Source organism: Albibacillus kandeliae (assembly GCF_003116585.1).
Taxonomy (GTDB): domain Bacteria; phylum Pseudomonadota; class Alphaproteobacteria; order Rhodobacterales; family Rhodobacteraceae; genus Albibacillus; species Albibacillus kandeliae.
This window is the reverse complement of sequence record NZ_QEHM01000015.1, coordinates 39,204-60,988: the sequence shown is the minus strand read 5'-3', so window position 1 is coordinate 60,988 and position 21,785 is coordinate 39,204. Positions and strand designations below refer to the sequence as shown.

Below are 21,785 nucleotides of genomic sequence, written 5' to 3'. Positions count from 1 at the left end.
CCCGGGCGCCGGCGGTGCCGCTTTTCCCGGCACCGGAGGCCCTTGCGGGCACATCTTCGCAGAGGGCGATTCCCCATGCCACGGAGCTTTCCATGACGTCTCTTCCCGTACTCGGCGCGGCGATGCCGCTCGATACACTCGAAACCCACCGCGACTGGCTGATCGCCGACCAGCGCGACCTTGAACTGCAGGATTTCATCACCGCCGAGGTGCTGAACGGCGACTGGCAGCCGCTGGTCGCGCGGGCCCGCGCCCTGCTGGACGGCTACACCGGCCGCCTAGGCATCCACGGACCGTTCTGGGGCCTGACGCTGGACAACCCCGACCCCGAGATCCGCGCGATCGTGACCAAGCGCATGGAACAGGGCCTTGCCGTCTGCGAGGCGCTTGGCGCGACCCAGATGGTGATCCACAGCCCCTACACCACTTGGGATTACAACAACCTCGACATGCTGCCGAACGCGCGCCAGAAGCTGCTGGACAATGTGCATGCCACGCTGGACCCGGTGATCGCGCGGGCCGAAGGCGCCGGGGTTCAGATGGTGCTGGAAAACATCCAGGACAAGGATCCGGACGCCCGCTGCGCGCTTGCCCGCACCTTTGACAGCCCCTCGGTCAAGGTCTCCATCGACACTGGCCACGCGCACTACGCGCATGGTTCCACCGGGGCGCCGCCGGTCGACTACTACGTCCACCGCGCGGGCGACCTGCTGCACCACATCCACCTGCAGGACGCGGACGGCTACGCCGACCGGCACTGGGCAATCGGCAAGGGCACGGTGAACTGGCACGCGGTGTTTGCCGCGCTCGCGCCGCTGGGCGGCCAGCCGCGGCTGATCATGGAACTGCGCGACAAGGCGGGCATCCGTCCTTCGGCGGCTTACCTCGAGAGCCTCGGCCTCGCCCGCTGACACCAACCGGGGGCACGGTTGCGTGCCCTCACTCCCGACCGGGGCAACAAGACGAAAGGCCAAGGCCATGAGCACTCTCATCTGTTTCGACTGCGACGGCGTCCTCGTGGACAGCGAACCGCTGGCCGCACAGGCCGCGGCCGACCTGCTGTCCGAACTGGGCATCAACATGAGCTGGCAGGAGGCCAACGCCCTGTTCACCGGCAAGACCGCCGAGGCGGCTCACCAGACCGTGCGCGACACCTATGGAGTGAACCTGCCCGCGAGCTACCAGTCGAACTTCGAAGATCTTGTGCTGCGCCGGTTTCAGGACCGGTTGCAACCGGTCGACGGCATCGCCGGGGTGCTGGAGGCGCTCGACGCCCCGACCTGCGTGACCTCGAACAGCTCGCACCGCCGCGTGGCGCTCTCGCTCGGCGTGACCGGGCTGCTGCGGCATTTCGATACCCGTGTCTTCAGTGCCGAGGACGTCGACCACGGCAAGCCCGCACCTGACCTGTTCTTCCATGCCGCCCGCGCCCTCGGCGCCGACATCGGCAAGGCGATCGTGATCGACGACAGCGTGACAGGGATCACCGGGGCCGTCGCGGCCGGGGCCCGGGCCATCGGGTTTACCGCCGCCGGGCATATCCAACCGGGCCATGCCGAGCGCCTGCGCGCCGCCGGGGCTTCGGACATCGCTGCTTCGGCGCCTGAACTGCTCGAGCTGTTGCGCGCGGCCCTGTCGCAATCGACCGCCCCGGCTTGATCGGGACTGGCCCGGCCATGCTATGCTGCCCCGCACCATGCGCCCCGGCAGACCGCCGCCCCGCAGAGAGGAAGACCACATGCCGGATACCGTAGCGCTGACCCGGGATGTCCTGCGCGGCATCGAGGCCAGCCGGGGCGACCTGCCCGACGCCCTCGCCCGGATCGCCGACGTCATCCTCAGCGAACCGGAGGTGGCGGTGCGCGCCTCGATGTCGGAACTGGCCGAGCTGACCGGCAGCGGCGAGGCGAGCATCGTGCGGTTCTGCCGTCGGCTGGGGTTCGACGGCTACTCGTCGTTCAAGCTCTCCCTTGCATCCGATATCGCCTATCGCCACAGCGCCGAACCGCGCGGCACCGATCTTGCCGGACGGATCGCCGACGCGATCCGCGCGACCGTTGATGGCACTGCTGCCACCGACCTTGCCGAAGTTGCGAGGCGCATGGTGGAAGCGCGCCATGTCGATGTGTTCGGTGCGGGCGTTTCAGGCATCGTCGCCCAGATGTTCGCCTACCGCTTCTCACGCATCGGGCTGATCGCGCGGGGCTTCAGCGACTCCTTCATCGCCGAGGAGGTCATGGGCTCGCTCGACCGCCGATCTGTCTTCATGACGATCTCGGAGACCGGGCTCACCGCGCAGAACGGGCAGCTTCTGACCGCGGCGGGAGAACGGGGCGCCTACCGTGTCGCCATCTCGGGCCGCCGCATCGCGGACCTGTCGAAGCTCTGCGAGAAGGTGCTGATCGCCACGCCGCTGTCTCCTCTCCCCGAGCGCGGTGAGCTGGGACCATCGGTCGCCAAGATCGTGCTGTGCGAGTTGCTGAGCGATCAGGTGCAGGCCCTGCGCGGCGAGGGCTGACCCTGTGCCCCGAAATGACGAATGCCGACCCCAAGGGGCCGGCATCCTGAAGCCTGTCGTGCAACTGCATCAGGCGCGCGTTTTGCGGCGCAGGGCCACGACGCCACCAAAGGCACCCAGCAGCAGCAGGCCGCTGGCGGGCAGCGGAACGGTGGTCGGCGACACGATCTGGATCGAGCCGGTGCCGGCGCTGTAGGCCGTGTTGTTCAGACGTCCGGTGATAACGTAGGACCCGGCTTCGAGCAGCACCTCGAGCGAGGAGAAGGCATCGGAGCCGAAGGTGTAATCCGGATCGTTCGAGAAGGCGTAGCCGCCCACCGGGGTCGAAGTCGCGTAGTCGGTGGAGGTGCCGGAGCTGGCAACGGTGACCATATACATGTCGTTGTTGTCGCCGGTGTCGGTGACCTGCAGCAGCGCGGACTCGGTCAGGGTGAACTCGAAGGAGGTGTTCCAGGACGAGGTCTTGCCATAGCTCGCCGAAAAGCTGCTCCAGCCTCCATCGAGGGTAAGCGGCGCGGCATGGGCGGCGGCGGCCGAAACGGCAAGCGCGAGGGCGGAAACGAAGGTTTTGAATGTCATGGGAAAAGTCCATTGGTTACAGTGCGTAACCGGACGCTAGGAGCACGGGGTAACGGCAATTTAGCTTGTTAATGATGGTAATGTGAAACCTGCCGTCGCTCTGTTTCGGTGCAGCGGCCAATGTCATGCGCGCGTTACGCGCCGCCGGTTTCCACCATCGCGTTCAGCCGGGCCCGTGCCGCCTCCGGGTCGAAGGTCGCGCGCTCACCGATCAGGACGAGCTGGCAACCCGACCCGGCCTGTCCCGGTCGAGGGGCCATCGCCGCACGCTGGCCGACCAGTTGGAAGGTGAAAGCACCCTCGCGCCCGGCGAGTTGCAGGAACCCCTTGGCGCGCAACAGGCTCGGCGCCAGTGCCGTCATGGTGTCTTGAAAGGCTGGCAGTGAAACGGGCCCGTCAAGCTCCCATTCGAGGTGCACGAAGCGGTCGTCGCGAATGGGCGCCGTCGGCGCTGCCCTTTGGTTGCGCGGCTGGGCCAGCAGGGTCCGCAGCGGCAGCGGTTCGTTCGCGTCGTAGATGTGCCGCTTGCCCATTGCGCCCAGTTGAGCGGTCAGCGCGGTACGAGCGTCCGGCTCCAGCCCTTCGGCCTTGGCGAGGACCACAATGTCGGACTGGCTGAGTTGAGCGCGCCACAGTGCATCCTCCTTGCGGAGCTTTGCGTCGAGGGCATCGACCACGCAGACCACCGCTTCGAGACTGGCCTGCTGCCAGATCATCGGGTCCATCAGCGCCTGCATGATCCCGCCCGGGTCCGCCACGCCGCTGGCCTCGATCACGACGAGGTCGGGCGCGCTGCCGCTGCCCAGCACCTGTTTCAGGGTTCTGAGCAGGTCGCCTTGCAACGAGCAGCAGATGCAGCCGTTCTTCAGCCCGATCACTGAGTCGCTCGCGCTCTCCAGCAATGCGGCGTCGATGTTGATCGACCCGAAGTCGTTCACGATGGCGGCGATGCGCAGGCCGTGCCCGGCCTGCAGCATACCGTTGATCAGCGTGGTCTTGCCGGCCCCGAGGAAGCCGGTGACAAGGAGGACCGGAACGCTCACGCCGGGGTGCAGCGGATGGGCCGGCCCGGTGCCGCGTCGGGGTCGAGCGCGCCGTCGGAGATGACGGGAACGCCGTTGACCAGCAGGTGCCGCACGCCTTCGGAGGGACGGTTCATGGCGGTGAACTCGGCCCGGTCAGTGATTGTGTCGAAATCGAAGATCACGATATCCGCGTCACAGCCCTCCTGCAGGCGCACCTTGCGCTTGATCTGGGTCGCGCAGTTCTCGATCACCTTGCCGGGCAGGATGGTGCACTTGGCGATGGCTTCCATCAGCGGCACGATCTCGCGCTCACGCACGTACTCGCGCAGGAATTTGGTGAAGGTGCCCGAGGAGCGCGGGTGCGCCGAGAGGTGATCGGGCAGCGGCCAGTCCATGCCCTCGTAGATCGACCCGTCACTCTCCAGCCAGGGCATCGCGTCGGAGGCGATGGAGCCGCCGGGATAGGTGACGGACATGTCCAGCAGGCGGCGGTGGTCCTCGTTCACCTCGACGTCGAGGTAGTGCCACATGACGATATTGGTCGGGTTCTCCTCGCGGGCGCGGACGATGTCGTCGCGGTCCGCAAAGCGCTGGTGGTTGTGGACCAGCTCGATGTTGGAATAGTCGCTGCCGGTGCGCGCCTTGAAGTCCGGGTCCATGAAGAACCCCGCCGAGACCACGGTGGCACCTGTGCCGTAGGGATAGGCTTCTGTGGTGACGGGCAGGCCCTGTTCCTGCGCCTTCTCGACCAGGCCCACCACGTTCTCGATATCCATCAGCGAGGTCGAGTTCAGGTGGCAGATGTGCATATGCGCGCCGGTCGCCCCGGCAAGACCGATCAGCCGGACATAGCTGTCGACCGAGCTGCGCGGGTCGATGTTGGACATGTAGGCGATATGGGTGAAGGTCGGGGTGTTGTACTCGTAGGCCAGCGAGCAGACGCCGACCATTTCCTTCATGCCCGCGCCCGGCGCATAGCCGTTGGGAATGCCGATGCCGATGGCGCCTTCGTCCAGACCCTGCCGCACCAGCGCGCAAATCTCCTCGGTCTGCTCCAGCGTCGCCGCTTCGGTCGACCAGCTCATGTCATCCGAACCGCTGCCCATCTGGTCGATGGGATGAATGTCGGCGTTCAGTTCCAGCGCGCCCAGCGCCACCTTGCGGGCAAAGATCCAGGCCACCGCAGTACCGTAGTTCAGCGGGCGGGGCAGCTTGGCGTGACGGTCGTACCAGCCTGCCACTGGCAGGGCGCCGACCTCGAGTTCGAGGGTGGTGGTGATGCCGTCAAAGGCCTGCATCCGGTCGGCTGCGACGGACTGGCCGTGCGCGTGCAGGTCGATGAAGCCCGGCGCCACGATCAGGCCGGTCGCGTCGATCTCCCTTGCCGCGGCGCCTTCGACCTTGCCGATCTTCGCAATGGTGTCGCCCGACACCGCGAGATCGCAGACCTCGTCAAAGCCGGTCTCGGGGTCCATGACACGGCCGTTGCGGATGATGATGTCGTAGGTCTCGGCCATGTCAGGCGTCCTCTGAAAAGGGGTTCTCGATCTTGGGCCAGTAGGTCGGGGCCCGTTTGGTGTAGGGGATGATCGTGTAATCCGGGGTGATGGCGCCCGGCGTCGCGAGGTGGATCACCTCGGAGGCGATGGGGACAAAGCCGTCATAGAAATGCTGCGAAGACTTCACGACGACGATCTTCATCTTGGCCAGTTCCAACCCGAGGGTCTCGAACACCTCCGGGTGGAAGGTCTGGGTGCGGCGGGTGTTGACCACGATATGCACGCCGTCCGCCTCCAGCCAGACCGCATCGCCCAGTTTCATCTCGGCGGAGCCTAGATGCTGGATCGCGTCGTGGGAAATGCCCCTTACGGTGACAGTCAGGTCCACCGGATCGCCGGACATGCGCCCGATCTTGCCGCCCACACGCACCTCCATCTTCGCGCCGAGGCCCGCGTCGATGCACATGCCGGTCAGGACCGGATCCCAGAAGATACCGAAGGCGATGTCCTTCAGCCCCCGGTCCAGCGCCGCGCGCAGGACGAAAGTGCTGTCCGAGGGCGCGCCGCCCCCGGCGTTGTCGGCAAAGTCGGCAAGGACAACCGGCTGGGCGTTTGCCTCCACGGCGCGGTCCAGCCCGGTTTCGAGGTCGGGGAAGCTGCGCAACTGGTGCCGCATCTCCCAAAGCTCCTGCCCCAGCGCCTCGGCGCGGGCGGCGGCGAGGTCCGCGTCGCCATCGGTGATCACCAGCGTCCGGGTGCCCACGCGCGGGTTGTCGCCCCAGGGAAAGCCATGCGCCAGCGAGACCGAGAGGATGCCGCCCTGCCCCTCCATCGCCGACATGCGGTCGACGTAACCCCGGATCGGCTCGAACGGGGTGTGGTACATCGCCATCATGCGGCAGTCGTAGTCGCGCATCACCGGGTTGGTGCGCCCCGCAGCCGCATCGGCGCAGAGGGTGAACAGTTCGTCCGCCCGTTCGCTGACGTCGATATGCGGATATTCCTTGTAACAGATGATCGCGGTGGCCGACCCCAGCATCGCCTCGGTCAGGTGGCAATGCGGGTCGATCTCGAGCCCGACCTTGGCCTCGGGTCCCACGATCTGCCGGACGCGGGTCAGCATGTCGCCCTCGCAGTCGTCGTAGCCCTCGGCGATCATCGCGCCGTGCATCGACAGCAACACCACGTCCACCGGCATCGCAGCCGTCAGATCCGCGAGGATGTCGTCGCGCATGGTCTCGTAGACCTCGCGCACAGTCGGTCCGGCAGGCTGAGCGTAGGTCGAGAGACCCTCGACCACTTCCCAGCCCAGCGCCTCGGCGCGCTGGCGCCAGACGGTGACGGCCGCGGCATAGAGCCCGGCCCCGCCACGCGAAGCCTCCTTGGTGTGGAGGTGTTCCCTGAACCCGCTCCACCCGGTGGGGATGGGCGAGAAGGAATTGGTTTCGGTGGCCAGCGAGGCCATGAACAGTTTCATGCCGCGGTCTCCTTGTTGACGGGCGCGGGCCGGGTGTCCGGCGCGAAGAGCGTGGCGAGATCGGCCAGCGCGTGGATGACGATCAGGGCAAAGGCCAGGGGGATGGCGATGCCGAAGACCATCATCGGCACGTCCATCGTCTCGGCCTGCCGACCGGCCAGCCGGGCGAGGTAGCCCCGCGCCGGGTTGGCGCCGGGGCCGAAAATGCTGAACCACAGCACCGGGACCACGAAGCAGGCGACCCCGAAGGTGCGCAGCAGCCCCACGAGAATGCCGCGCGTGCCGGTGATCGCCAGCGCGTCCGGGAACAGGGTCGGGTCGGTCTTGAATCGGTAGGCGCAGGAGGCCCCCAGCAACCCGCCCCAGACCATCGAGAAGCGCGCCAGTTCCTCGGTCCATGCGGGAGGCTGGGCGAGGACGTAGCGGGCGACGACCTGCCAGCCCGCGGCGCCCAGCATGACCGCGACGGCAAGCACGGCCAGGATCAGGGCGAACCGGTTCAGCCAGTCCGACAGGGTGTTCAGAAATACGGCCGTCGCCCGCATGGTCTTATTGCCCCACTGCCGCGCGCCAGGCATCGAGTGCGCCCTCGGGCATCTCGACTGCCTCGTAGAGCGGCTGGGACGCCTCGCGGAACTTGGCGCGTTCCTCTTCCGAGAGCTCGATGACCTCGATGCCCGCCGCCTTCAGATCGTCGAGGATCTTGGCGCGGTTTGCGATGAAGTCGCGGTTGGCGTCATGCGCGGCCTTGGCGCCTGCATCGACCGTTGCGCGTTCCTCGTCCGAGAGCGACTGGTACCAGTCCTCGGAGGCGATGGCGATGCGGACCGAGGCCGACATCTTGGCGTTGGTGAAGTACTTGATGAAGGCGGTGTGGCCGAACATCAGCGGCACGAAGGGCGGGTTGATGTAGCCATCCGCCACGCCGGTCTGCAGGGCGTTCGGTACCTCGGACCACGACACGATGGTCCCCTTTGAGCCCCATGTCTCGAAGGTCTGGATCTGGAGCTCGTCCAGCGCGCGCATCCGCACGTTCTTCATGTCGTCGAAGGTGCGCACCGGCTTCTGCGTGGTGAAGATGCCCGAGGGCAACCCGAGATAGACGAGGTCGAGCACGCGCACGCCCTTGGGTGTGGTGCCCGCGTTGATCCGCTCCAGCATCCCGCCTTCGGAAAGGGCGCGGTCGAGTTCATCGGAGTCCTTGAAGAAGTAGGGCATCATCGAGCCGAAGATGGTGCCGTCGAGCGTGCCTGCCGACTTGGCGTCGGACATGGAGATTTCGAGCAGCCCCTGGCTCACCTGGTCGAGGCGTTCGGCCTCTTCGCCCAGCGCGTTGCGCTCGTACTCCTCGGCCTCCATCCCATGTGCCTTGAGGTATTCGCCGAAGGTATGCGCCCAGACGTAAGTGCCCGATTGCTCCATGTCGGCGGGCGTGTCGAGCGCGATCTTGACCTCGGCCGAGACCGGCAGCGCCAGCGTGGCGGCGATTGCCGTGGCGGTGAAGAATTTCATGAATGTCATTGTCTTACCTCTCCTGTTGATTGTTCTAGTGCCAAAGCCCCATGACGCGCGGCAGCCAGAGGCTGATCTCGGGCAGCGCGACGAGGATCGCGAGCACGACGATTTCCGCGATCACGAAGGGGATGACCGCGCGGGCGAGTGCCCAATAGCGGACCCCCGTCACGGTCGAGATGATCAGAAGGCATCCCCCCAGCGGTGGCGAGACGAGCCCGATGCTAAGGTTGAAGCAGATGACGATGCCGAGGTGCACCGGGTCGGCCCCGCCAGCTAGTGCCACCGGCGCCAGAAGCGGCACCAGTAGGGCGAGGGCCACGGTGACGTCCAGCACCATGCCCGCGATGATGAAGAGCACGTTCATCATCACGAGGTAACCCGCCGGGCCCAGCCCCATCCGGTCGACGAGCTCGGCCAGCGCCTGCGGGATGCGTTCGATCGCGGCAAGGTGACCGAGAGCCGAGACCGCGCAAAGGATCATGAAGATCGAGCCGGTCAGGACCGCCGTGCGGCTGAAGCTCTCGCGCAGGTCTTCCAGCGTGATGGGCGAGTAGAACCATGCCGCGACGACGGCCGCAAAGACGGCAACGGCGGCGGCTTCGGTCGGGGTCATCCAGCCCAGCACGATGCCGCCCACGATGATCAGCGGCAGGCAGAGCGCGGGCAGCGCGCCCAGAACCGCCGGGACCAGCGCCGGGGCCTCGCCCTTTTCGACGCGGGGGTGATCCTCGCGCCAGGCGTAGTAGCCGTTGACGAGGAACAGGGCGGCGGCCAGCACCAGCCCCGGCAGGATCCCTGCGACGAAGAGCGCGGCGACCGAGGTCTGCATCAGCGCGCCGTAGAAGATCAGGATGATAGAGGGCGGCACGATCGGCCCGATGATCGACGAGGCTGCGGTGACCGCGCCTGCGTATTCGTTGGTGTAACCGCGCTCGCGCATGGCCGGGACAAGGGTGTTCGACAGCGCGGCGGCGTCGGCGATGGCCGAGCCGGAGATACCGGCGAAGAACACGCTGGTCATGATGTTCACGTGCCCGAGCCCGCCCCGCAAGCGACCGACCATCGCCATCGAGAGGTCGATCAGCGCCTTGGTCACTCCGCCCCGGTTCATCAGTTCCCCCGCGAGGATGAAGAGCGGCATCGCCAGAAGCGAGAACACGCTGATCTGGGAAAAGACCTTTTGCGGGAGGATGGCTAGGTAGCGGCTGTTGTCGGTGGCCAGAAATGCCAGGACGGTGCTGCCCCCGATCACGTAGGCGAGGGCGAGACCGGCGGCGAGCAAAACCCCGGCGATGGCGGGAACGATCCAGATCATGCGGCTTCTCCGAAACGCTGTGGCGCGACATCCAAGGTCGTCAGGCCCTCGGCCGCGATGTCCTCCGGCACCTCCCGCCCGAGGGCGAGGGCCGCGGCGAGACGCGCCGCGGCGGGCGCGGTCTGGATGCCGTAACCGCCCTGCCCCGCCAGCCAGAAGAAGCCCGGAGCGGTCTGCGAGTACCCGATGACCGGCGCCTTGTCGGCGACGAAACTGCGCAGCCCGGCCCACTTGTTCTCGATCCGCCGGATGTCGAGGTCGAAGGCGGTCATGATCCGGTCGGCACAGATCGCGACGTCCAGCTCGTCGGGCTGCGCGTCGCAGGGCTCGGAGGGTGTCTCGTCGGCGGGTGAGATCAGCAGGCGGCCCGCGTCGGGCTTGAGGTAGAAGTTTTCCTCGATGTCGATGGTGATCGGCGCCTCGCGCGCGGCAAAGCCGTCGGGCTCGGCCACGACCATTGCCGTGCGGCGCAGCGGTTTAAGGCCGATGGTCTCGGCGCCTGCCAACTGACCGACGCGATCGGCCCATGCGCCCGCCGCATTGATCACGATGGGCGCTATGGCCCGGCCCTTGCGCGTCTCGACGATCCAGTTGCCGCCCGCGCGCTGCAGGCTTTCGACCTCGGCCCCCGTGAGCAGGGTGCCACCCCGGACCCGGAACTGGCGCAGGTAGCCCTGGTGCAGCCCGGCGACGTCGATGTCCTGCCCCTGGCGGTCCAGCATGCCCTGATCGGCATAGCCCTCGCGCAGCAGGGGTTGCCAGGCACCCAGTTCGGCGCCCGGCAGCCGCTCGATCTCTCCCTCGGGGGCCACGGCGTCGATCAGCGCGTCGAGGGCGTCGCTCTGGTCGGGCCGGGCGATCATCAGGATCGGGCGCGGCGACAGGAGGGGAGAAGGTGCAAAGCCGTCCGGCGGGCTGCCGTAGAAGGCGCGGGAGGCGCGGGTCAGGGCACGGATCGGAGCGGGGCCATAGCTCGGGGCAAAGACGGCGGCGGAGCGCCCGGTGGTGTGATACCCCGGCTGCGCCTCCATCTCGACAAGGACGACACGGGCCTCGCCTGCCAGTTCGGCGGCGACCGATGCCCCGGCCATCCCTGCCCCGATCACGATGACATCCGCACTGATGATCTCTGCCAAGCTTCCCGCGCCCCTTGTGACTGTACCTGCGATTCCGGCCCGGACCGGGCTGGCGACGATTTTCACGCTAAGAGGAAATTTTCTTATTGCAACGAAAATTTATCGGATACGAAAATTACTTCTCATTTGCGCGAGGCGTGTGTAAACTCGACGCAGCCAATTCTCCGGGAGCCGCCCCTCATATGACCACCTCTCAGGCGCTGGGTCAGCGCGTGCGCATGTTGCGCAAGACACGCCAGCTGACCCTACACGATCTCGCCCGGATCTCGGGTGTCGCGGTGTCCACCATTTCCAAGATCGAGAACGGGGCCCTGTCGCCGACGCTCGACAAGGTGTCACGGCTGGCCGAGGGCTTCGGGCTGTCCATCGGGCAGCTGATCGGGGATGAGGAAACAGAGAGCGACAGCCGCCCGCCCAACAGCCGGTTCATGAAGGTCGGCACCGGGGACGGCATCCAGATCGACACCGAGAACTACGAGTACAATTACCTGTGCTCGGATATCATGAACAAGCGGCTGATCCCGATCCGCGCCAGGATCAAGACCGGGTCACTGCAGAAGTTCGGCCCGCTTGAACGCCACGGCGGCGAAGAGTTCCTGATGGTGCTGGAAGGGGCAGTCGAGGTGCATACCGAGTTCTACGCCCCGGTGCGCCTGTCGAAGGGCGAAGGCGTCTACCTCGACAGTTCGATGGGCCACGCCTACCTGAACGTGGGCGAAACGGATGCCGAGGTAATCTGCATCTGCACCGAGTCGCAGCGCCCCGAACCCCGCTAGGGCCGGCGCGCTGCGGTCATGGCGCGGTCTCAGACGCCGCCAAGATAGCTCTCGAAGACGCGTTCGTCGGACTTCAGGACATCGGAGCGCCCCTCCACCGCGACTTCGCCGGATTCCAGAACATAGCCGTAGTCGGAGCTTTCCAGCGCCGCGAGAGCGTTCTGTTCGACCAGCAGGATCGACACGCCGTCCTCGCGCAGGCCCCGCACGATGGCGAGGATCTCGTCGACGATCAGCGGCGCGAGGCCGAGGCTTGGTTCGTCCAGCATCAATACCCGGGGCCGGGACATCAGTGCGCGCCCAAGCGCGAGCATCTGGCGCTCGCCCCCCGAAAGCGTCTCGGCACGCTGGGTGCGCCGCTCGGCCAGCCTCGGGAACCGGGCATAGACCAGTTCAAGCTGGCGACGCCTGTCGGCCTTTGACTCGCGGCGGACGTATGCGCCCAGCTGGAGGTTGTCGAGCACGCTCATCTCGCCGAAGAGTTCGCGGGTTTCGGGAACGAGGCAGAGGCCGCGCTCCACCCTGTCCTCGACACCGAGCCGCCCGATCTCCTGCCCGTCGAACAGAATCCGCCCCTGCGAGGGCAGCAGACCGATGGCCGCCGACAGCAGCGTGCTCTTGCCCGCGCCGTTGGGTCCGATGACCGAGACGATCTGCCCGGCATCAAGGTGCAGCGAAACGCCGTGGACCGCTTCGACCTTGCCGTAGCAGACGTGCAGGTCCTCGATGGCAAGAAGGGCCGTCATGCCGCGTCTCCCAGGTAGGCGGCGCGCACGCCCTTGTCGGCCCGTGCCTCCTGCGGCGCTCCGTCGAACAGCTTGGTGCCGAAGTTCATCACCACCAGCCGGTCGACCAGCTTCATTACGAAATCCATGTCGTGTTCCACGATCATGATGGTCACCCCTTCCTCGCGCAGCCGCCGCAGCAGCTCGGCCAGCGCTGTCTTTTCCGGCTTGCGCAGACCGGCTGCCGGTTCGTCGAGGATCAGCAGCAGCGGGTCCGAGGCCAGCGCCCGCGCGATCTCGATCAGGCGCTGGGTGCCGAGCGGCATGCTCCCCGCGGCTTCCAGTTCCTGCCCGGTGAGACCGATCCGAGCGATCTGCCTGCGGGCCTCGTCGTAGATCCGGCGCTCCTCCTCGCGGTCGAGCGCCAGCCCGCCGCGCAGCATCCCGCATCGGCCACGGGCATGGGCCCCCAGCGCCACGTTGTCGAGGACGCTCATGTTGGGCCGCAGCTTGACGTGCTGAAAGGTGCGCCCCATGCCCATGAGCGCAATCTCGCGCTGGGAGCGGCGGGTGATGTCCTCGCCGAGGAACTCCACACGGCCAGCGGTGAGGCCGAGCGTGCCGGTGATCAGGTTGAACATGGTCGACTTGCCCGCGCCGTTCGGACCGATCAGCCCGACCATCTCGCCCGCACGGACCTCGAAGCCGACTTCGTTGACGGCGACGAGCCCCTTGAAACGCTTGACCACGGCATCGACGCTCAGCAGTGCGGCGCCCTTCGTCGGCATGGTGCGCCGTTCCAGAGGTTCCGACGCCGGCTCGGTGCTTGCGGCGGCCGGCGAGACCGGTCGGCGCGGCAGCACGCGGCTGACCAGCGAAAGAACACCGCCCCGCGCATTCTGGAGCAGCAGGATGAAGAGCGCGGCGAAGACCACCGCCTGGATCTGTGCTGCATGTTGCGAGACCAGCGGCAGCACGTCCTGCAGCACGTTCTTGAGCGCCAGCACGATGGTCGCCCCGGCGACCGCGCCCACCAGCTGCCCCATGCCGCCAACGACCATCATGAACATGTAGTCGATGCCCGCGTGCAGCGAGAAAGGCGCGGGACTGACGAAGCGGTTCACATGGGCATAGAGCCAGCCCGAGAGTGCGGCCAGCACGGCCGAGAAGACGAAGAGCATCAGCCGGACGTGGAACGAGTTGGCCCCGACGCTCGACAGCAGGACATCGCCGCCGCGCACCGCGCGGATCGCCCGGCCCATGCGCGAGTTCAGCAGGTGATGACAGAACAGCCCTACGAGCCCCACCATAATCCAGACCACGTAAAAGGCGGCCTCGGCGCTCATCAGGTCACGGCCCGCGACGGAGAGCGGCGCGATGTCAGAGATGCCGGAGTGACGGCCCAGCATGGTGAGGTTGCCGAAGAGCAGCGGGACCGACAGCCCCCATGCGATGGTGCTGAGCGGCAGGTAGTGCCCGCCCAGTCGCAGGGTAAGGGCCCCGATCAGCACCGCGCAGAGCGCCGTGACCGCCAGCGCGCAGGGCAGCGCCAGCCAGGGCGAGAGCGCGAACTGGGTGTTCAGCCAGGCGGTCGCATAGGCGGCGATACCGACAAAGGCGGCGTGTCCGAAGGAGGTGATCCCGGCCACGCCCGACAGCAGCACCAGACCAAGCACCACGAGGGTCGCCATGCCGATGTCGTTGAACAGGGAAACCGTGAAGCTGCCGAACAGCAGCGGTACCGAGGCGAGCGCGGCCATGACGACCAGCAGGCCAAGCCGGCGCTTGAGGGTCGAGGTCATGCTCATACTTCCTCTTCTTCGACGTCATCATCGGAATGATGCGAGAAATGCGAACGGATCATCAGGGCGGGGATCAGCAGCGAGAAGACGATCACGTCCTTCAGGGCGCCGTCCCAGAACGAGGCGAAACTTTCGAGCATCCCCACCGCGAGCGCACCAAGCGCCGTCAGGGGATAGCTGCTGAGCCCGCCGATGATGGCGGCGACAAAGGCCTTGAGGCCGATGATCAGGCCGGAGTCGTAATACATGGTCGTCGACGGGGCGATCAGGATGCCCACGAAGCCCGCCAGCAGCGAGACCGCGCAGTAGGTGAGCGCCGCGGTCGAGGCCGGGCGGATGCCGACCAGTTGCGCACCGGTCCGGTTGACCGCGGTCGCCCGCAGGGCCTTGCCCACCAGCGTCCGTTCGAAGGCGAGGAAGAACAGGCCCGCCAGCACGGCGGCCGCGCCGACCATCAGCAGAACCTGCGCACTGACGAGGAACCCCGGCGCCAGCTCGACCGCGCCGCGCATCAGCGGCTGGGTGCGGAAGCCCTCGGGGCCGAAGAACAGCAGGCCGAGGCCCGACATCAGGAAGTGCATCACCAGCGAGGCGATCAGCAGAACCAGCGTCGACGCATGGGCGATGGGGTGGAAGACCAGCCGCGCCATCAGCGGAACGATGGGGAGCACAAGGGCAAGAGTCAGTGCGATGTCGACCAGTGGCGGCAATTCCTGTCCGGCGAGCAGTTGCGCGGGAACGCAGGCCAGCAGCGGCAGCCCCAGCCATGTGCCGAGCGCAGCGGGCACCTTTGCGACGCGGCCGTGCCTCAGATGCGCGACCACCTCCTTGACCGCGGTGATCGCGGCAAGGACGGCGACCAGCGCGATCGTCGGCGGCCAGCGCCCGGCCTCGAGGTAGGCCAGCGTCAGCGCGCTGAACACCGCGATGTCGCCGAAGGGGACGAAGATTACCCGCGTCACCGAGAACACGAGGACGAGGCCCAGCCCCGCGAGAAGGTAGATCGCGGCCCCCGCGACCCCGTCCACCGATAGAATGAGGGCTATATCCCAGGTCAATGCAGCGTCTCCCTGCCCGGATCGGGCCCGGACCAAAGCCCGGGCCCGTCCGATTCACTTCTTCAGAACCCAGTTGCCGTTTTCGAGCGTCACCATGACCGCCGCGCGGTCATCGGCCCCGTAGGGATCGCCGAGGTGGAAGCTGAGCACGCCATGGGTGACCGGGAGGTCCTTGGTCGCGAAGATCGCATCGCGCAGGGCGATCCGGAATTCCGGCGTGCCGGGTTCGATCGAAGGATCGACGCGCGAGACCGCGTTGGCGATGACCTTCCATGCATCGAAAGCATAGGCCGAGAAGGCGTCGGACGGCGCTTCGCCGTTGGCAGCGGTAAAGGCCGCGCTGAATTCTTCCGCCGCCTTCTTGCTCGGGTGATCATCGGGCAACTGGTCTGCCACCACGACCGGGCCGGTCGGCGCAAGCAGCCCCTCGGCGCTGGCGCCAGCGACGCGGATGAAGTCCGGGTTGATGATCCCGTGGGTGCCGTAGATCGCGCCCTGGTAGCCGCGCTCGGACAGCGCGAGGTAGGGCAGCGCGCCCGGGGTTCCGGCGGTGCCGGTCACCACGGCATCGGGACGCGCCGCGATCACCTTCAGCGCCTGGCCAGTGACCGAGGTGTCGGAGCGGGCATAGCGCTCGTCCGTCACCACTTCGATCCCGGCGCGGTCGGCTGCGGCCTTGAGCGTGTTGTAGGCGAGATCGCCCCAGGAGTCGGAGAAGCCGATGTAGCCCACGGTCTTGACGCCTGCCGCCGACATGTCCTCGACGATCTTGTCCAGCATCAGCGAGGCGGGCTGGGCGGTGGTCACCGACCAGTTGGCCTTTTCGTCCGACAGGAACAGCGGGGTGAAGGAGACCAGCGGCAGTTGCGCCTCGCTGGCGATCGAGGCCAGCGCCATCGCGCCCGGGACGCCGCCGGTGCCGACCAGCACGTCGACCTTGTCCTCGTCGATCAGCTTGCGCGCGTTCCGGGCCGATTGCGACGGGTCGGAGGCGTCATCGAGCTGGATGAATTCGAGGGTGTGGCCATTGACTTCGGAGACATAGGCGTGACCGGCGGCCATGCCCTTGGCGAAAGGTACCCCCTGCGAGGCGATGGGGCCCGAGAGCGGGGTGATGAAACCGATCTTGACGTCACCGGCCATGCCCGCCTGGGCCTGGATCAGGATGGCGGCCGCGGCGACGGCCGCGCCCGCGAGGATCGACTTGAGCTGTTGGTACTTCATTTTTTCGTTCCCTGTTGCTTGGTGCTTTTGGTGATTGTTCCGGTCCGGGGTCAGGCGCGCCCGCCCCGGTCCAGCTGCCTGTCGAGCCAGGCGAGGCACTGGTCGGCGCGGTTGGACGGCCAGTGCAGGACAACCCGCGTATTGTCGCGGTCGAGTTCGACCCGGATGGTGTCGGTGCCATTGAAACGGCGGCAGAGCCCGGCCCAGAAGCCGCTATCCGGCATCTCTTGTGCAGTCGGCACCGCCGGTTCGGCCCGGGGTGCGGTTTCGACTGGCGCAGCGTTCGGTGTCGCTGCGATGGCCAGTGCGGCCTGCTCGGGTTCCGCCGCCCCGGTTCCGTCCAGCTCGGTCTGAAGACTCTCGCAGAACTGCTCCCACATGCGTTCCGCCTTGGTCCGCATCGGGTTCAGCCCCAAGGTGCCGAGACGGCCGAGGACCGTTGCCTTGGCGGTGACCCGCAGTTCGGTTCCGCCGCCGTCAGCCGGAGTCAGGAACATCTCGCTCACGCTCTTGACCGAGCTGCCAACGGAATTGTCTTCGCCCATGGTCTCGCAGCGCAGGTAGCTTGGCGCGGTCATCTCGGTGATGACCGTGCGCACGTCGAACTTGGCGCTGATGAAGGCGATCTTGACCTGTATCCGCGCGCGGTACTCGGTGTCGCTCAGCACTTCGACCGACTTCATGCCGGGGACGCAGCGCGCCATCCGTTCCGGGTTCAGCAGGATTGACCAGAGCTGGTCGGCGGTGGCGTCGAAGCTGCGCGAGAGTTCAAGCTCCATGACCGGCCTCCGCAGTGCTGCGGATCGCGTCGACGATCCCCTGGTAGCCGGTGCAGCGGCAGAGGTTGCCCGACAGGCCCTCGCGGATCTCGGCATCGTCCGGGTTCGGATTGCGTTTCAGCAGGTCGACCGCCGCCATCAGGAAGCCCGGCGTGCAATAGCCGCACTGCAGGCCGCCCTTCTCCATGAACTGCTGTTGCAGCGGATGGAGTGCGCCGACCCGACCCAGCCCCTCGACGGTGGTGATCTCGCGCCCGTTCATCTGAACCGCGAGGCTCAGGCAGGATTTCACCACGTCGCCGTCCACCAGCACCGAGCAGGCACCGCAGACGCCGGTTTCGCAGCCGCGCTTGGTCCCGGTGAGCGCGAGATCGTCGCGCAGGAACTCCGAGAGCAGGCGGTTGGATGGCACATCGGCCTCCACGCGTTCGCCGTTCACGACAAGGGATAGTTTGTGTCCGCTCATGCAGCCGTTTCCTTCCAGTCCAGTCCTGCGGCCTCTGCCACGATCCGGCGCGTTGCCGCGCGCACTACCTGCCGGCGGAAGGCGGCATCGCCCCGGCCGTCGGAGATGGGCGCCAGTTCCTCGGCGACGAGGCTTGCCGCCTCTGCCGCCACGTCCAGCGTGATCGCCCGGCCCGCGAGGTAGGCTTCGGCGCGCGTCATGCTCTGGGGCGAAGGTGTCGCCGCACCCACCACGAGGCGCACCTCGTCCCACGCCGATCCGACGCGCCGCGCGGTCAGCGCCACATTGGCGACGGGGCGATGTTCGGCCGCCGTACGCAGGTGGCGCCGGTAGTGCCCCAGCCGCTGCGGGTCCGGCGGCGGCAGCAAAATCCCGGTGAGGATCTCACCCGGTTCCAGCGCCGTGGTGAAGAAGTCGACCGAGAAGGTGCGCATGGGGATGCGACGTTCGCCGTCCGGCCCCGCGATGGTTACCTCGGCCCCCATCGCGATCAGGCAGGATGGCGGATCGGTGGCCGGGTCCGCGTAACAGAGATTGCCGCCGATTGTGGCCTGGTTGCGGACCTGCGGGTTTGCCAGCCCTGCCGCTACCCCGGCGAGCATGGGGTAGTGCTGTTGCACCAACTCGGAGCGCGCGACGTCGCCGTGACGGGCGAGCGCGCCGATGCGCAGCCCGCCGGCCGGCGTCCAGCCGATGGTGCGCAGATCGTGAAGACGGCCCAGAGAGACGACGATCTCGGGCACCATCATGCGCTGGCGCATGGCCAGCAGCAGTGCGGTTCCCCCGGCAAAGACACAGGCGTCATCCTCGTGCGTGGCGAGCAGCCGGAGCGCCTCGGCCAGCGTCGTGGGCTCCATGAATTCGAAACTATGCATGGGGCTGCTCCTTCGCGGCGAGAGCCGCGAGAATCTTCTCGGGCGTGATCGGCAGATCGGTGATGCGAACCCCGATGGCGTCGTAAACGGCGTTGGCGATGGCCGGGGCCCCCGGCAGGATCGCCGTCTCGCTGGCGCCCTTGGCGCCGAGCGGGCCGTTCGGCTCGTCGGTTTCGACGATATCGCTGTGCATCGTCGGGACCGCTTCGGCCGTGGGCATGGTGTAATCGGCGAGATTGCCGTTCATTACCCGCCCGCCTTCCATCTGAAGCTCTTCGTAAAGCGTCCAGCCGACTGCCTGCACCGCCGCACCGGCAGACTGCCCGTGCACCGTGAGCGGGTTGATGGCCTTGCCGCAGTCGTCCGACAGATAGGTCTCGACCACCCGCACCTGCCCGGTTTCCGTGTCGACCTCGACCTCCAGCGCCTGCGCGGCAAAGGAATAGGCCGGGGCGATGTTGCCGTAGTGCTCCTTGTTCATCATCACGGTCTTCGGATCGTGGGTGTGCCGCACGAGGATGCCTTCGCCGCCATGCCGGAAGATGTGGTAACGGCAGATCTCGGGGAGCGGTGCGAAGAGGTTGGGGTTCTTGCCGGAGTGGACCACGCCATCGGCAATGGTCAGGTCGGCGGCCTCGCAGCCGAGTTTCTGCGCCGCCGCCTCGAGGATCTGGCTGCGCGCCTGCCGCGCCGCGCCCAGCATCGCGTTGCCCGCGTTGATCGTCACGCGCGAGGCGAGGGAGCCGAGGCAATAGGGCGAGTTGTCAGTGTCGGGGGCCTGCACGGTCACATGCGAGACGGGGATGCCGAGCTCCTGCGCGCAGATCTGCGTCAGCATGGTGTTGGCGCCCTGCCCCATGTCGGACTCAGCGGTGAGGATCACCACGCGTCCGTCCTCGTTGACCTTGAGCACGACGGTCGAGCCATCCCAGTTGCCCATCGTCCGGTTGCCGCTGACGTGCATCACCGCCGCCATGCCGACCCCGCGCCGCAGCACGCCACAGCGCGTGTTGCGCGCGCGCCGGGCGGTCCAGTCCAGCGCGGTGCTGACCTGGTCGAGGCATTCGGGCAAGCCGCAGCTGCCGATCTCCCAGCCGTGCACGCTGAGGTCGCCGGTGCGGATCGCGTTCCTGCGGTGCAGGTCGAACGGATCCATGCCCAGCATGTCGGCCATCGTCGACATGTGGCTGTTCAGGGCAAAGCTCATCTGGGTGCCGCCGAACCCGCGGAAGGCGCCGCGCGGCATGGTGTGCGTGTGGATCATCCGGGCGTGGCTGCGTACGTTTTCGAGCCGCTGCATGTTGTCGCTGCGCATGGCCGTAACCAGCATCACCTCGGGCGAGAGCCCGGCATAGGCGCCGCATTCCGCCTCGATGGTCACGTCCTTTGCGGTGATCGTGCCGTCGCGGGTCATGCCCATCTTCAGCCGGATGCGCATCGGGACGCTGAAGCAACCTGACTGGATGTCGTCGAGACGGCTGAGGTTCAGCCGGACCGGCCGGTCGACCTTGGTTGCAAGGAAGGCGGCGATCACGCTGGAGCGTTCCTCGACGATCTTGGCGCCGAAGCCGCCGCCGACCGTCGCCTGGATCACCCGGATGGAGGAAATCGGGCGGTCCAGCGCCTCGGCCAGACGTTGCCGCGCAAGGAAGACCGACTGGGTCGAGGTCCAGACCGTGAGCCTGCCGTTGCCATCGGTGGCGGCCACGGTGGCCATCGGCTCCATGTAGCCCGGATATTGCGAGTGGGTGGTGTAGACCTCTTCGTGCACGATATCTGCCGCGGCAAAACCTGCCTCGACATCCCCGCGCGCGATGTTGATCTCGTCGACGACATTGCCCTCGGGGTGCACCGGAACGGCGCCTTCGGACAGCGCCGCGTCGATGTCGAGCACCGCGGGCAGTTCCTCGTATTCGATCCGGATAAGTTCGAGCGCGTCCTGGGCAACGGCCTCGGTGGTGGCGACGACCGCCGCCACCTCTTCGCCCACGAAACGGACAAGACCGCAGGCCAGCACATTCTGCTGCTTGTGATGCACGCCCCAGCGGCGGCGCGGCACGTCGTCGCCGGTGACCACGACCTTGACACCCGGCAGCGCCTCGGCGGCGGAGGTGTCGATGGAGAGAATGCGCGCGTGGGCATGTGGGCTGCGCAACAGCTTGGCGTGGAGCATGCCGGCCATCTTGATATCGCCCGCATAGACCGCCCGGCCCTGCACCTTTTCCTGCGCCGACACCTGCGGCATCGGCTGCCCGACAACGGATACGGTCATTCTTCTCCCTCACCTGGCTCGACCGTCCGATGCCCGGTCCGCAAGGGGTTGCGGAGGCGTCGCGTCAAGATGTTGATTGATCAACTTTAGGGAAGGCTACTCCAGCCGAAATTGACTCGTCAACAAATTTATTGATCCGTCAACATCTAGGATTTTCTCAGCGAAAACCTTATGGTTGCGGCCAAGTCAGCCGAGGCGCATCAGGTGCAGGCAGAAAAAGCAGACAGGACGACCGGCCCATGAGCACATCGGAAACCGCAGCGCATTGTCCCTGGTCGACGCTCGATTCGAGTGGCGACGGGCTGAACGTGCACGACTTCATCACCACGCGGCTGAGCGCGCTGATGTCAAACCTGCGGCGGCAGGTGACGATGCCCTATGCCAGCGACTACGGGCTTTCGATCGCGGAATGGCGCGTGCTGTCGCTGATTGCGCATGCGGGCACCCTGCCCTTCGGCGATCTGGTGGTGCAGTCGACCTCGGACAAGGCGCTGGTCAGCCGGACGATCCGCAAGCTGGAAGAACGCAACCTCATCGAGATCCGCCCCGAGAGCGAGACCGCGAAGAAGCGCATCGCCTGCTCGATCGCGCCGGCCGGGCAGGCCATCTACGACGAGGCCATCGTCTATGCCCGCAGGCGGCAGGCCGAGATCATCTGCGCCCTCTCCCGCGAGGAACGGGAGGGGCTATTCTCGACCATCGAGAAGCTTCAGAAGGTGCTGGAGAGCGAACAGGGCTGACGCC

21 protein-coding genes are annotated in these 21,785 nt (G+C 66.9%); 5 read left to right on the top strand and 16 right to left on the bottom strand.

The genetic code is table 11. The annotated features are described in order from the left end of the window. Window positions 1–92 precede the first annotated feature (92 nt). From DDT93_RS25125 to DDT93_RS25115, 3 genes are all read left to right on the top strand, one after another. Window positions 93–911: a sugar phosphate isomerase/epimerase family protein gene (locus tag DDT93_RS25125; RefSeq protein WP_109468675.1), complete on the top strand. Its 819-nt coding sequence runs from the start codon at window positions 93–95 to the stop codon at window positions 909–911. 67 nt (window positions 912–978) lie between these two features. After that, complete coding sequence (locus tag DDT93_RS25120) at window positions 979–1,659, top strand: HAD family hydrolase (protein WP_109468674.1); 681 nt, start codon at window positions 979–981, stop codon at window positions 1,657–1,659. 79 nt (window positions 1,660–1,738) lie between these two features. Beyond that, window positions 1,739–2,518, top strand: a complete 780-nt coding sequence (locus tag DDT93_RS25115; protein WP_198654970.1) for a MurR/RpiR family transcriptional regulator — start codon at window positions 1,739–1,741, stop codon at window positions 2,516–2,518. A gap of 69 nt (window positions 2,519–2,587) precedes the next feature. Here DDT93_RS25115 and DDT93_RS25110 read toward each other — a convergent pair whose 3' ends face one another. The 8 genes from DDT93_RS25110 to DDT93_RS25075 all read right to left on the bottom strand — a co-directional run bounded on the left by DDT93_RS25110 (window position 2,588) and on the right by DDT93_RS25075 (window position 11,064). Further along, a complete protein-coding gene (locus DDT93_RS25110) occupies window positions 2,588–3,097 on the bottom strand; it encodes a VPLPA-CTERM sorting domain-containing protein (RefSeq protein WP_109468672.1) in 510 nt (169 codons plus the stop codon). A 134-nt stretch (window positions 3,098–3,231) separates the two neighbouring features. Then, window positions 3,232–4,140: a CobW family GTP-binding protein gene (locus tag DDT93_RS25105; protein ID WP_109468671.1), complete on the bottom strand. Its 909-nt coding sequence runs from the start codon at window positions 4,138–4,140 to the stop codon at window positions 3,232–3,234. Then, a complete protein-coding gene (locus tag DDT93_RS25100; RefSeq protein WP_109468670.1) occupies window positions 4,137–5,639 on the bottom strand; it encodes an amidohydrolase family protein in 1,503 nt (500 codons plus the stop codon). The genes DDT93_RS25105 and DDT93_RS25100 overlap by 4 nt, the downstream gene beginning before the upstream one ends. A 1-nt stretch (window position 5,640) precedes the next feature. Beyond that, window positions 5,641–7,098 (bottom strand): M81 family metallopeptidase, encoded by a 1,458-nt coding sequence (locus tag DDT93_RS25095; RefSeq protein ID WP_109468669.1) that lies wholly within the window; start codon window positions 7,096–7,098, stop codon window positions 5,641–5,643. Further along, complete coding sequence (locus tag DDT93_RS25090; protein WP_109468668.1) at window positions 7,095–7,643, bottom strand: TRAP transporter small permease; 549 nt, start codon at window positions 7,641–7,643, stop codon at window positions 7,095–7,097. The genes DDT93_RS25095 and DDT93_RS25090 overlap by 4 nt, the downstream gene beginning before the upstream one ends. 4 nt (window positions 7,644–7,647) lie before the next feature. Next, window positions 7,648–8,619, bottom strand: a complete 972-nt coding sequence (locus DDT93_RS25085) for a TRAP transporter substrate-binding protein (protein ID WP_109468667.1) — start codon at window positions 8,617–8,619, stop codon at window positions 7,648–7,650. A gap of 25 nt (window positions 8,620–8,644) precedes the next feature. Continuing rightward, window positions 8,645–9,928: a TRAP transporter large permease gene (locus DDT93_RS25080; protein WP_109468666.1), complete on the bottom strand. Its 1,284-nt coding sequence runs from the start codon at window positions 9,926–9,928 to the stop codon at window positions 8,645–8,647. Further along, window positions 9,925–11,064, bottom strand: a complete 1,140-nt coding sequence (locus tag DDT93_RS25075) for an NAD(P)/FAD-dependent oxidoreductase (protein WP_109468665.1) — start codon at window positions 11,062–11,064, stop codon at window positions 9,925–9,927. Before DDT93_RS25075 ends, DDT93_RS25080 begins: the two co-directional genes overlap by 4 nt. Before the next feature lie 182 nt (window positions 11,065–11,246). Here DDT93_RS25075 and DDT93_RS25070 point away from each other — a divergent pair, with 182 nt between their 5' ends. Then, window positions 11,247–11,840, top strand: a complete 594-nt coding sequence (locus DDT93_RS25070; RefSeq protein ID WP_109468664.1) for a helix-turn-helix domain-containing protein — start codon at window positions 11,247–11,249, stop codon at window positions 11,838–11,840. A gap of 29 nt (window positions 11,841–11,869) precedes the next feature. On the opposite strand, the gene DDT93_RS25065 is transcribed toward DDT93_RS25070, so the two are convergent. From DDT93_RS25065 to DDT93_RS25030, 8 genes are read right to left on the bottom strand one after another with little or no spacing between them, the layout of a single operon-like run. Then, window positions 11,870–12,586, bottom strand: a complete 717-nt coding sequence (locus DDT93_RS25065) for an ABC transporter ATP-binding protein (RefSeq protein WP_109468663.1) — start codon at window positions 12,584–12,586, stop codon at window positions 11,870–11,872. Continuing rightward, on the bottom strand, window positions 12,583–14,367 hold the full coding sequence (locus DDT93_RS25060; protein ID WP_109468662.1) for a branched-chain amino acid ABC transporter ATP-binding protein/permease: 1,785 nt from the start codon (window positions 14,365–14,367) through the stop codon (window positions 12,583–12,585). The genes DDT93_RS25065 and DDT93_RS25060 overlap by 4 nt, the downstream gene beginning before the upstream one ends. 2 nt (window positions 14,368–14,369) lie before the next feature. Further along, window positions 14,370–15,425 carry a branched-chain amino acid ABC transporter permease gene (locus DDT93_RS25055; protein ID WP_109468661.1) on the bottom strand — a complete coding sequence of 352 codons (1,056 nt, stop codon included), beginning with the start codon at window positions 15,423–15,425 and terminating at the stop codon, window positions 14,370–14,372. Window positions 15,426–15,479: 54 nt separating this feature from the next. Continuing rightward, window positions 15,480–16,649 carry an ABC transporter substrate-binding protein gene (locus tag DDT93_RS25050; RefSeq protein WP_109468660.1) on the bottom strand — a complete coding sequence of 390 codons (1,170 nt, stop codon included), beginning with the start codon at window positions 16,647–16,649 and terminating at the stop codon, window positions 15,480–15,482. A gap of 50 nt (window positions 16,650–16,699) precedes the next feature. Continuing rightward, on the bottom strand, window positions 16,700–17,428 hold the full coding sequence (locus DDT93_RS25045) for a CoxG family protein (protein WP_109468659.1): 729 nt from the start codon (window positions 17,426–17,428) through the stop codon (window positions 16,700–16,702). Next, window positions 17,418–17,894 carry a (2Fe-2S)-binding protein gene (locus DDT93_RS25040; RefSeq protein ID WP_109468658.1) on the bottom strand — a complete coding sequence of 159 codons (477 nt, stop codon included), beginning with the start codon at window positions 17,892–17,894 and terminating at the stop codon, window positions 17,418–17,420. The genes DDT93_RS25045 and DDT93_RS25040 overlap by 11 nt, the downstream gene beginning before the upstream one ends. Next, window positions 17,891–18,769, bottom strand: a complete 879-nt coding sequence (locus tag DDT93_RS25035; RefSeq protein WP_109468657.1) for an FAD binding domain-containing protein — start codon at window positions 18,767–18,769, stop codon at window positions 17,891–17,893. The genes DDT93_RS25040 and DDT93_RS25035 overlap by 4 nt, the downstream gene beginning before the upstream one ends. Further along, window positions 18,762–21,041 carry a xanthine dehydrogenase family protein molybdopterin-binding subunit gene (locus tag DDT93_RS25030; RefSeq protein ID WP_109468656.1) on the bottom strand — a complete coding sequence of 760 codons (2,280 nt, stop codon included), beginning with the start codon at window positions 21,039–21,041 and terminating at the stop codon, window positions 18,762–18,764. The genes DDT93_RS25035 and DDT93_RS25030 overlap by 8 nt, the downstream gene beginning before the upstream one ends. A gap of 239 nt (window positions 21,042–21,280) precedes the next feature. Between DDT93_RS25030 and DDT93_RS25025 the strand changes: the two genes are divergently transcribed. After that, complete coding sequence (locus DDT93_RS25025) at window positions 21,281–21,781, top strand: MarR family winged helix-turn-helix transcriptional regulator (protein ID WP_109468655.1); 501 nt, start codon at window positions 21,281–21,283, stop codon at window positions 21,779–21,781. The last annotated feature ends 4 nt before the right edge of the window (window positions 21,782–21,785 follow it).

Bases quoted from the DNA above. Each gene is read 5' to 3' on its own strand.
- DDT93_RS25125 (WP_109468675.1), top strand. From the start codon at position 93: ATGACGTCTCTTCCCGTACTCGGCGCGGCGATGCCGCTCGATACACTC.
- DDT93_RS25120 (WP_109468674.1), top strand. From the start codon at position 979: ATGAGCACTCTCATCTGTTTCGACTGCGACGGCGTCCTCGTGGACAGC.
- DDT93_RS25115 (WP_198654970.1), top strand. From the start codon at position 1,739: ATGCCGGATACCGTAGCGCTGACCCGGGATGTCCTGCGCGGCATCGAG.
- DDT93_RS25110 (WP_109468672.1), bottom strand. From the start codon at position 3,097: ATGACATTCAAAACCTTCGTTTCCGCCCTCGCGCTTGCCGTTTCGGCC.
- DDT93_RS25100 (WP_109468670.1), bottom strand. From the start codon at position 5,639: ATGGCCGAGACCTACGACATCATCATCCGCAACGGCCGTGTCATGGAC.
- DDT93_RS25095 (WP_109468669.1), bottom strand. From the start codon at position 7,098: ATGAAACTGTTCATGGCCTCGCTGGCCACCGAAACCAATTCCTTCTCG.
- DDT93_RS25090 (WP_109468668.1), bottom strand. From the start codon at position 7,643: ATGCGGGCGACGGCCGTATTTCTGAACACCCTGTCGGACTGGCTGAAC.
- DDT93_RS25085 (WP_109468667.1), bottom strand. From the start codon at position 8,619: ATGACATTCATGAAATTCTTCACCGCCACGGCAATCGCCGCCACGCTG.
- DDT93_RS25080 (WP_109468666.1), bottom strand. From the start codon at position 9,928: ATGATCTGGATCGTTCCCGCCATCGCCGGGGTTTTGCTCGCCGCCGGT.
- DDT93_RS25070 (WP_109468664.1), top strand. From the start codon at position 11,247: ATGACCACCTCTCAGGCGCTGGGTCAGCGCGTGCGCATGTTGCGCAAG.
- DDT93_RS25065 (WP_109468663.1), bottom strand. From the start codon at position 12,586: ATGACGGCCCTTCTTGCCATCGAGGACCTGCACGTCTGCTACGGCAAG.
- DDT93_RS25060 (WP_109468662.1), bottom strand. From the start codon at position 14,367: ATGACCTCGACCCTCAAGCGCCGGCTTGGCCTGCTGGTCGTCATGGCC.
- DDT93_RS25050 (WP_109468660.1), bottom strand. From the start codon at position 16,649: ATGAAGTACCAACAGCTCAAGTCGATCCTCGCGGGCGCGGCCGTCGCC.
- DDT93_RS25045 (WP_109468659.1), bottom strand. From the start codon at position 17,428: ATGGAGCTTGAACTCTCGCGCAGCTTCGACGCCACCGCCGACCAGCTC.
- DDT93_RS25040 (WP_109468658.1), bottom strand. From the start codon at position 17,894: ATGAGCGGACACAAACTATCCCTTGTCGTGAACGGCGAACGCGTGGAG.
- DDT93_RS25035 (WP_109468657.1), bottom strand. From the start codon at position 18,769: ATGCATAGTTTCGAATTCATGGAGCCCACGACGCTGGCCGAGGCGCTC.
- DDT93_RS25030 (WP_109468656.1), bottom strand. From the start codon at position 21,041: ATGACCGTATCCGTTGTCGGGCAGCCGATGCCGCAGGTGTCGGCGCAG.
- DDT93_RS25025 (WP_109468655.1), top strand. From the start codon at position 21,281: ATGAGCACATCGGAAACCGCAGCGCATTGTCCCTGGTCGACGCTCGAT.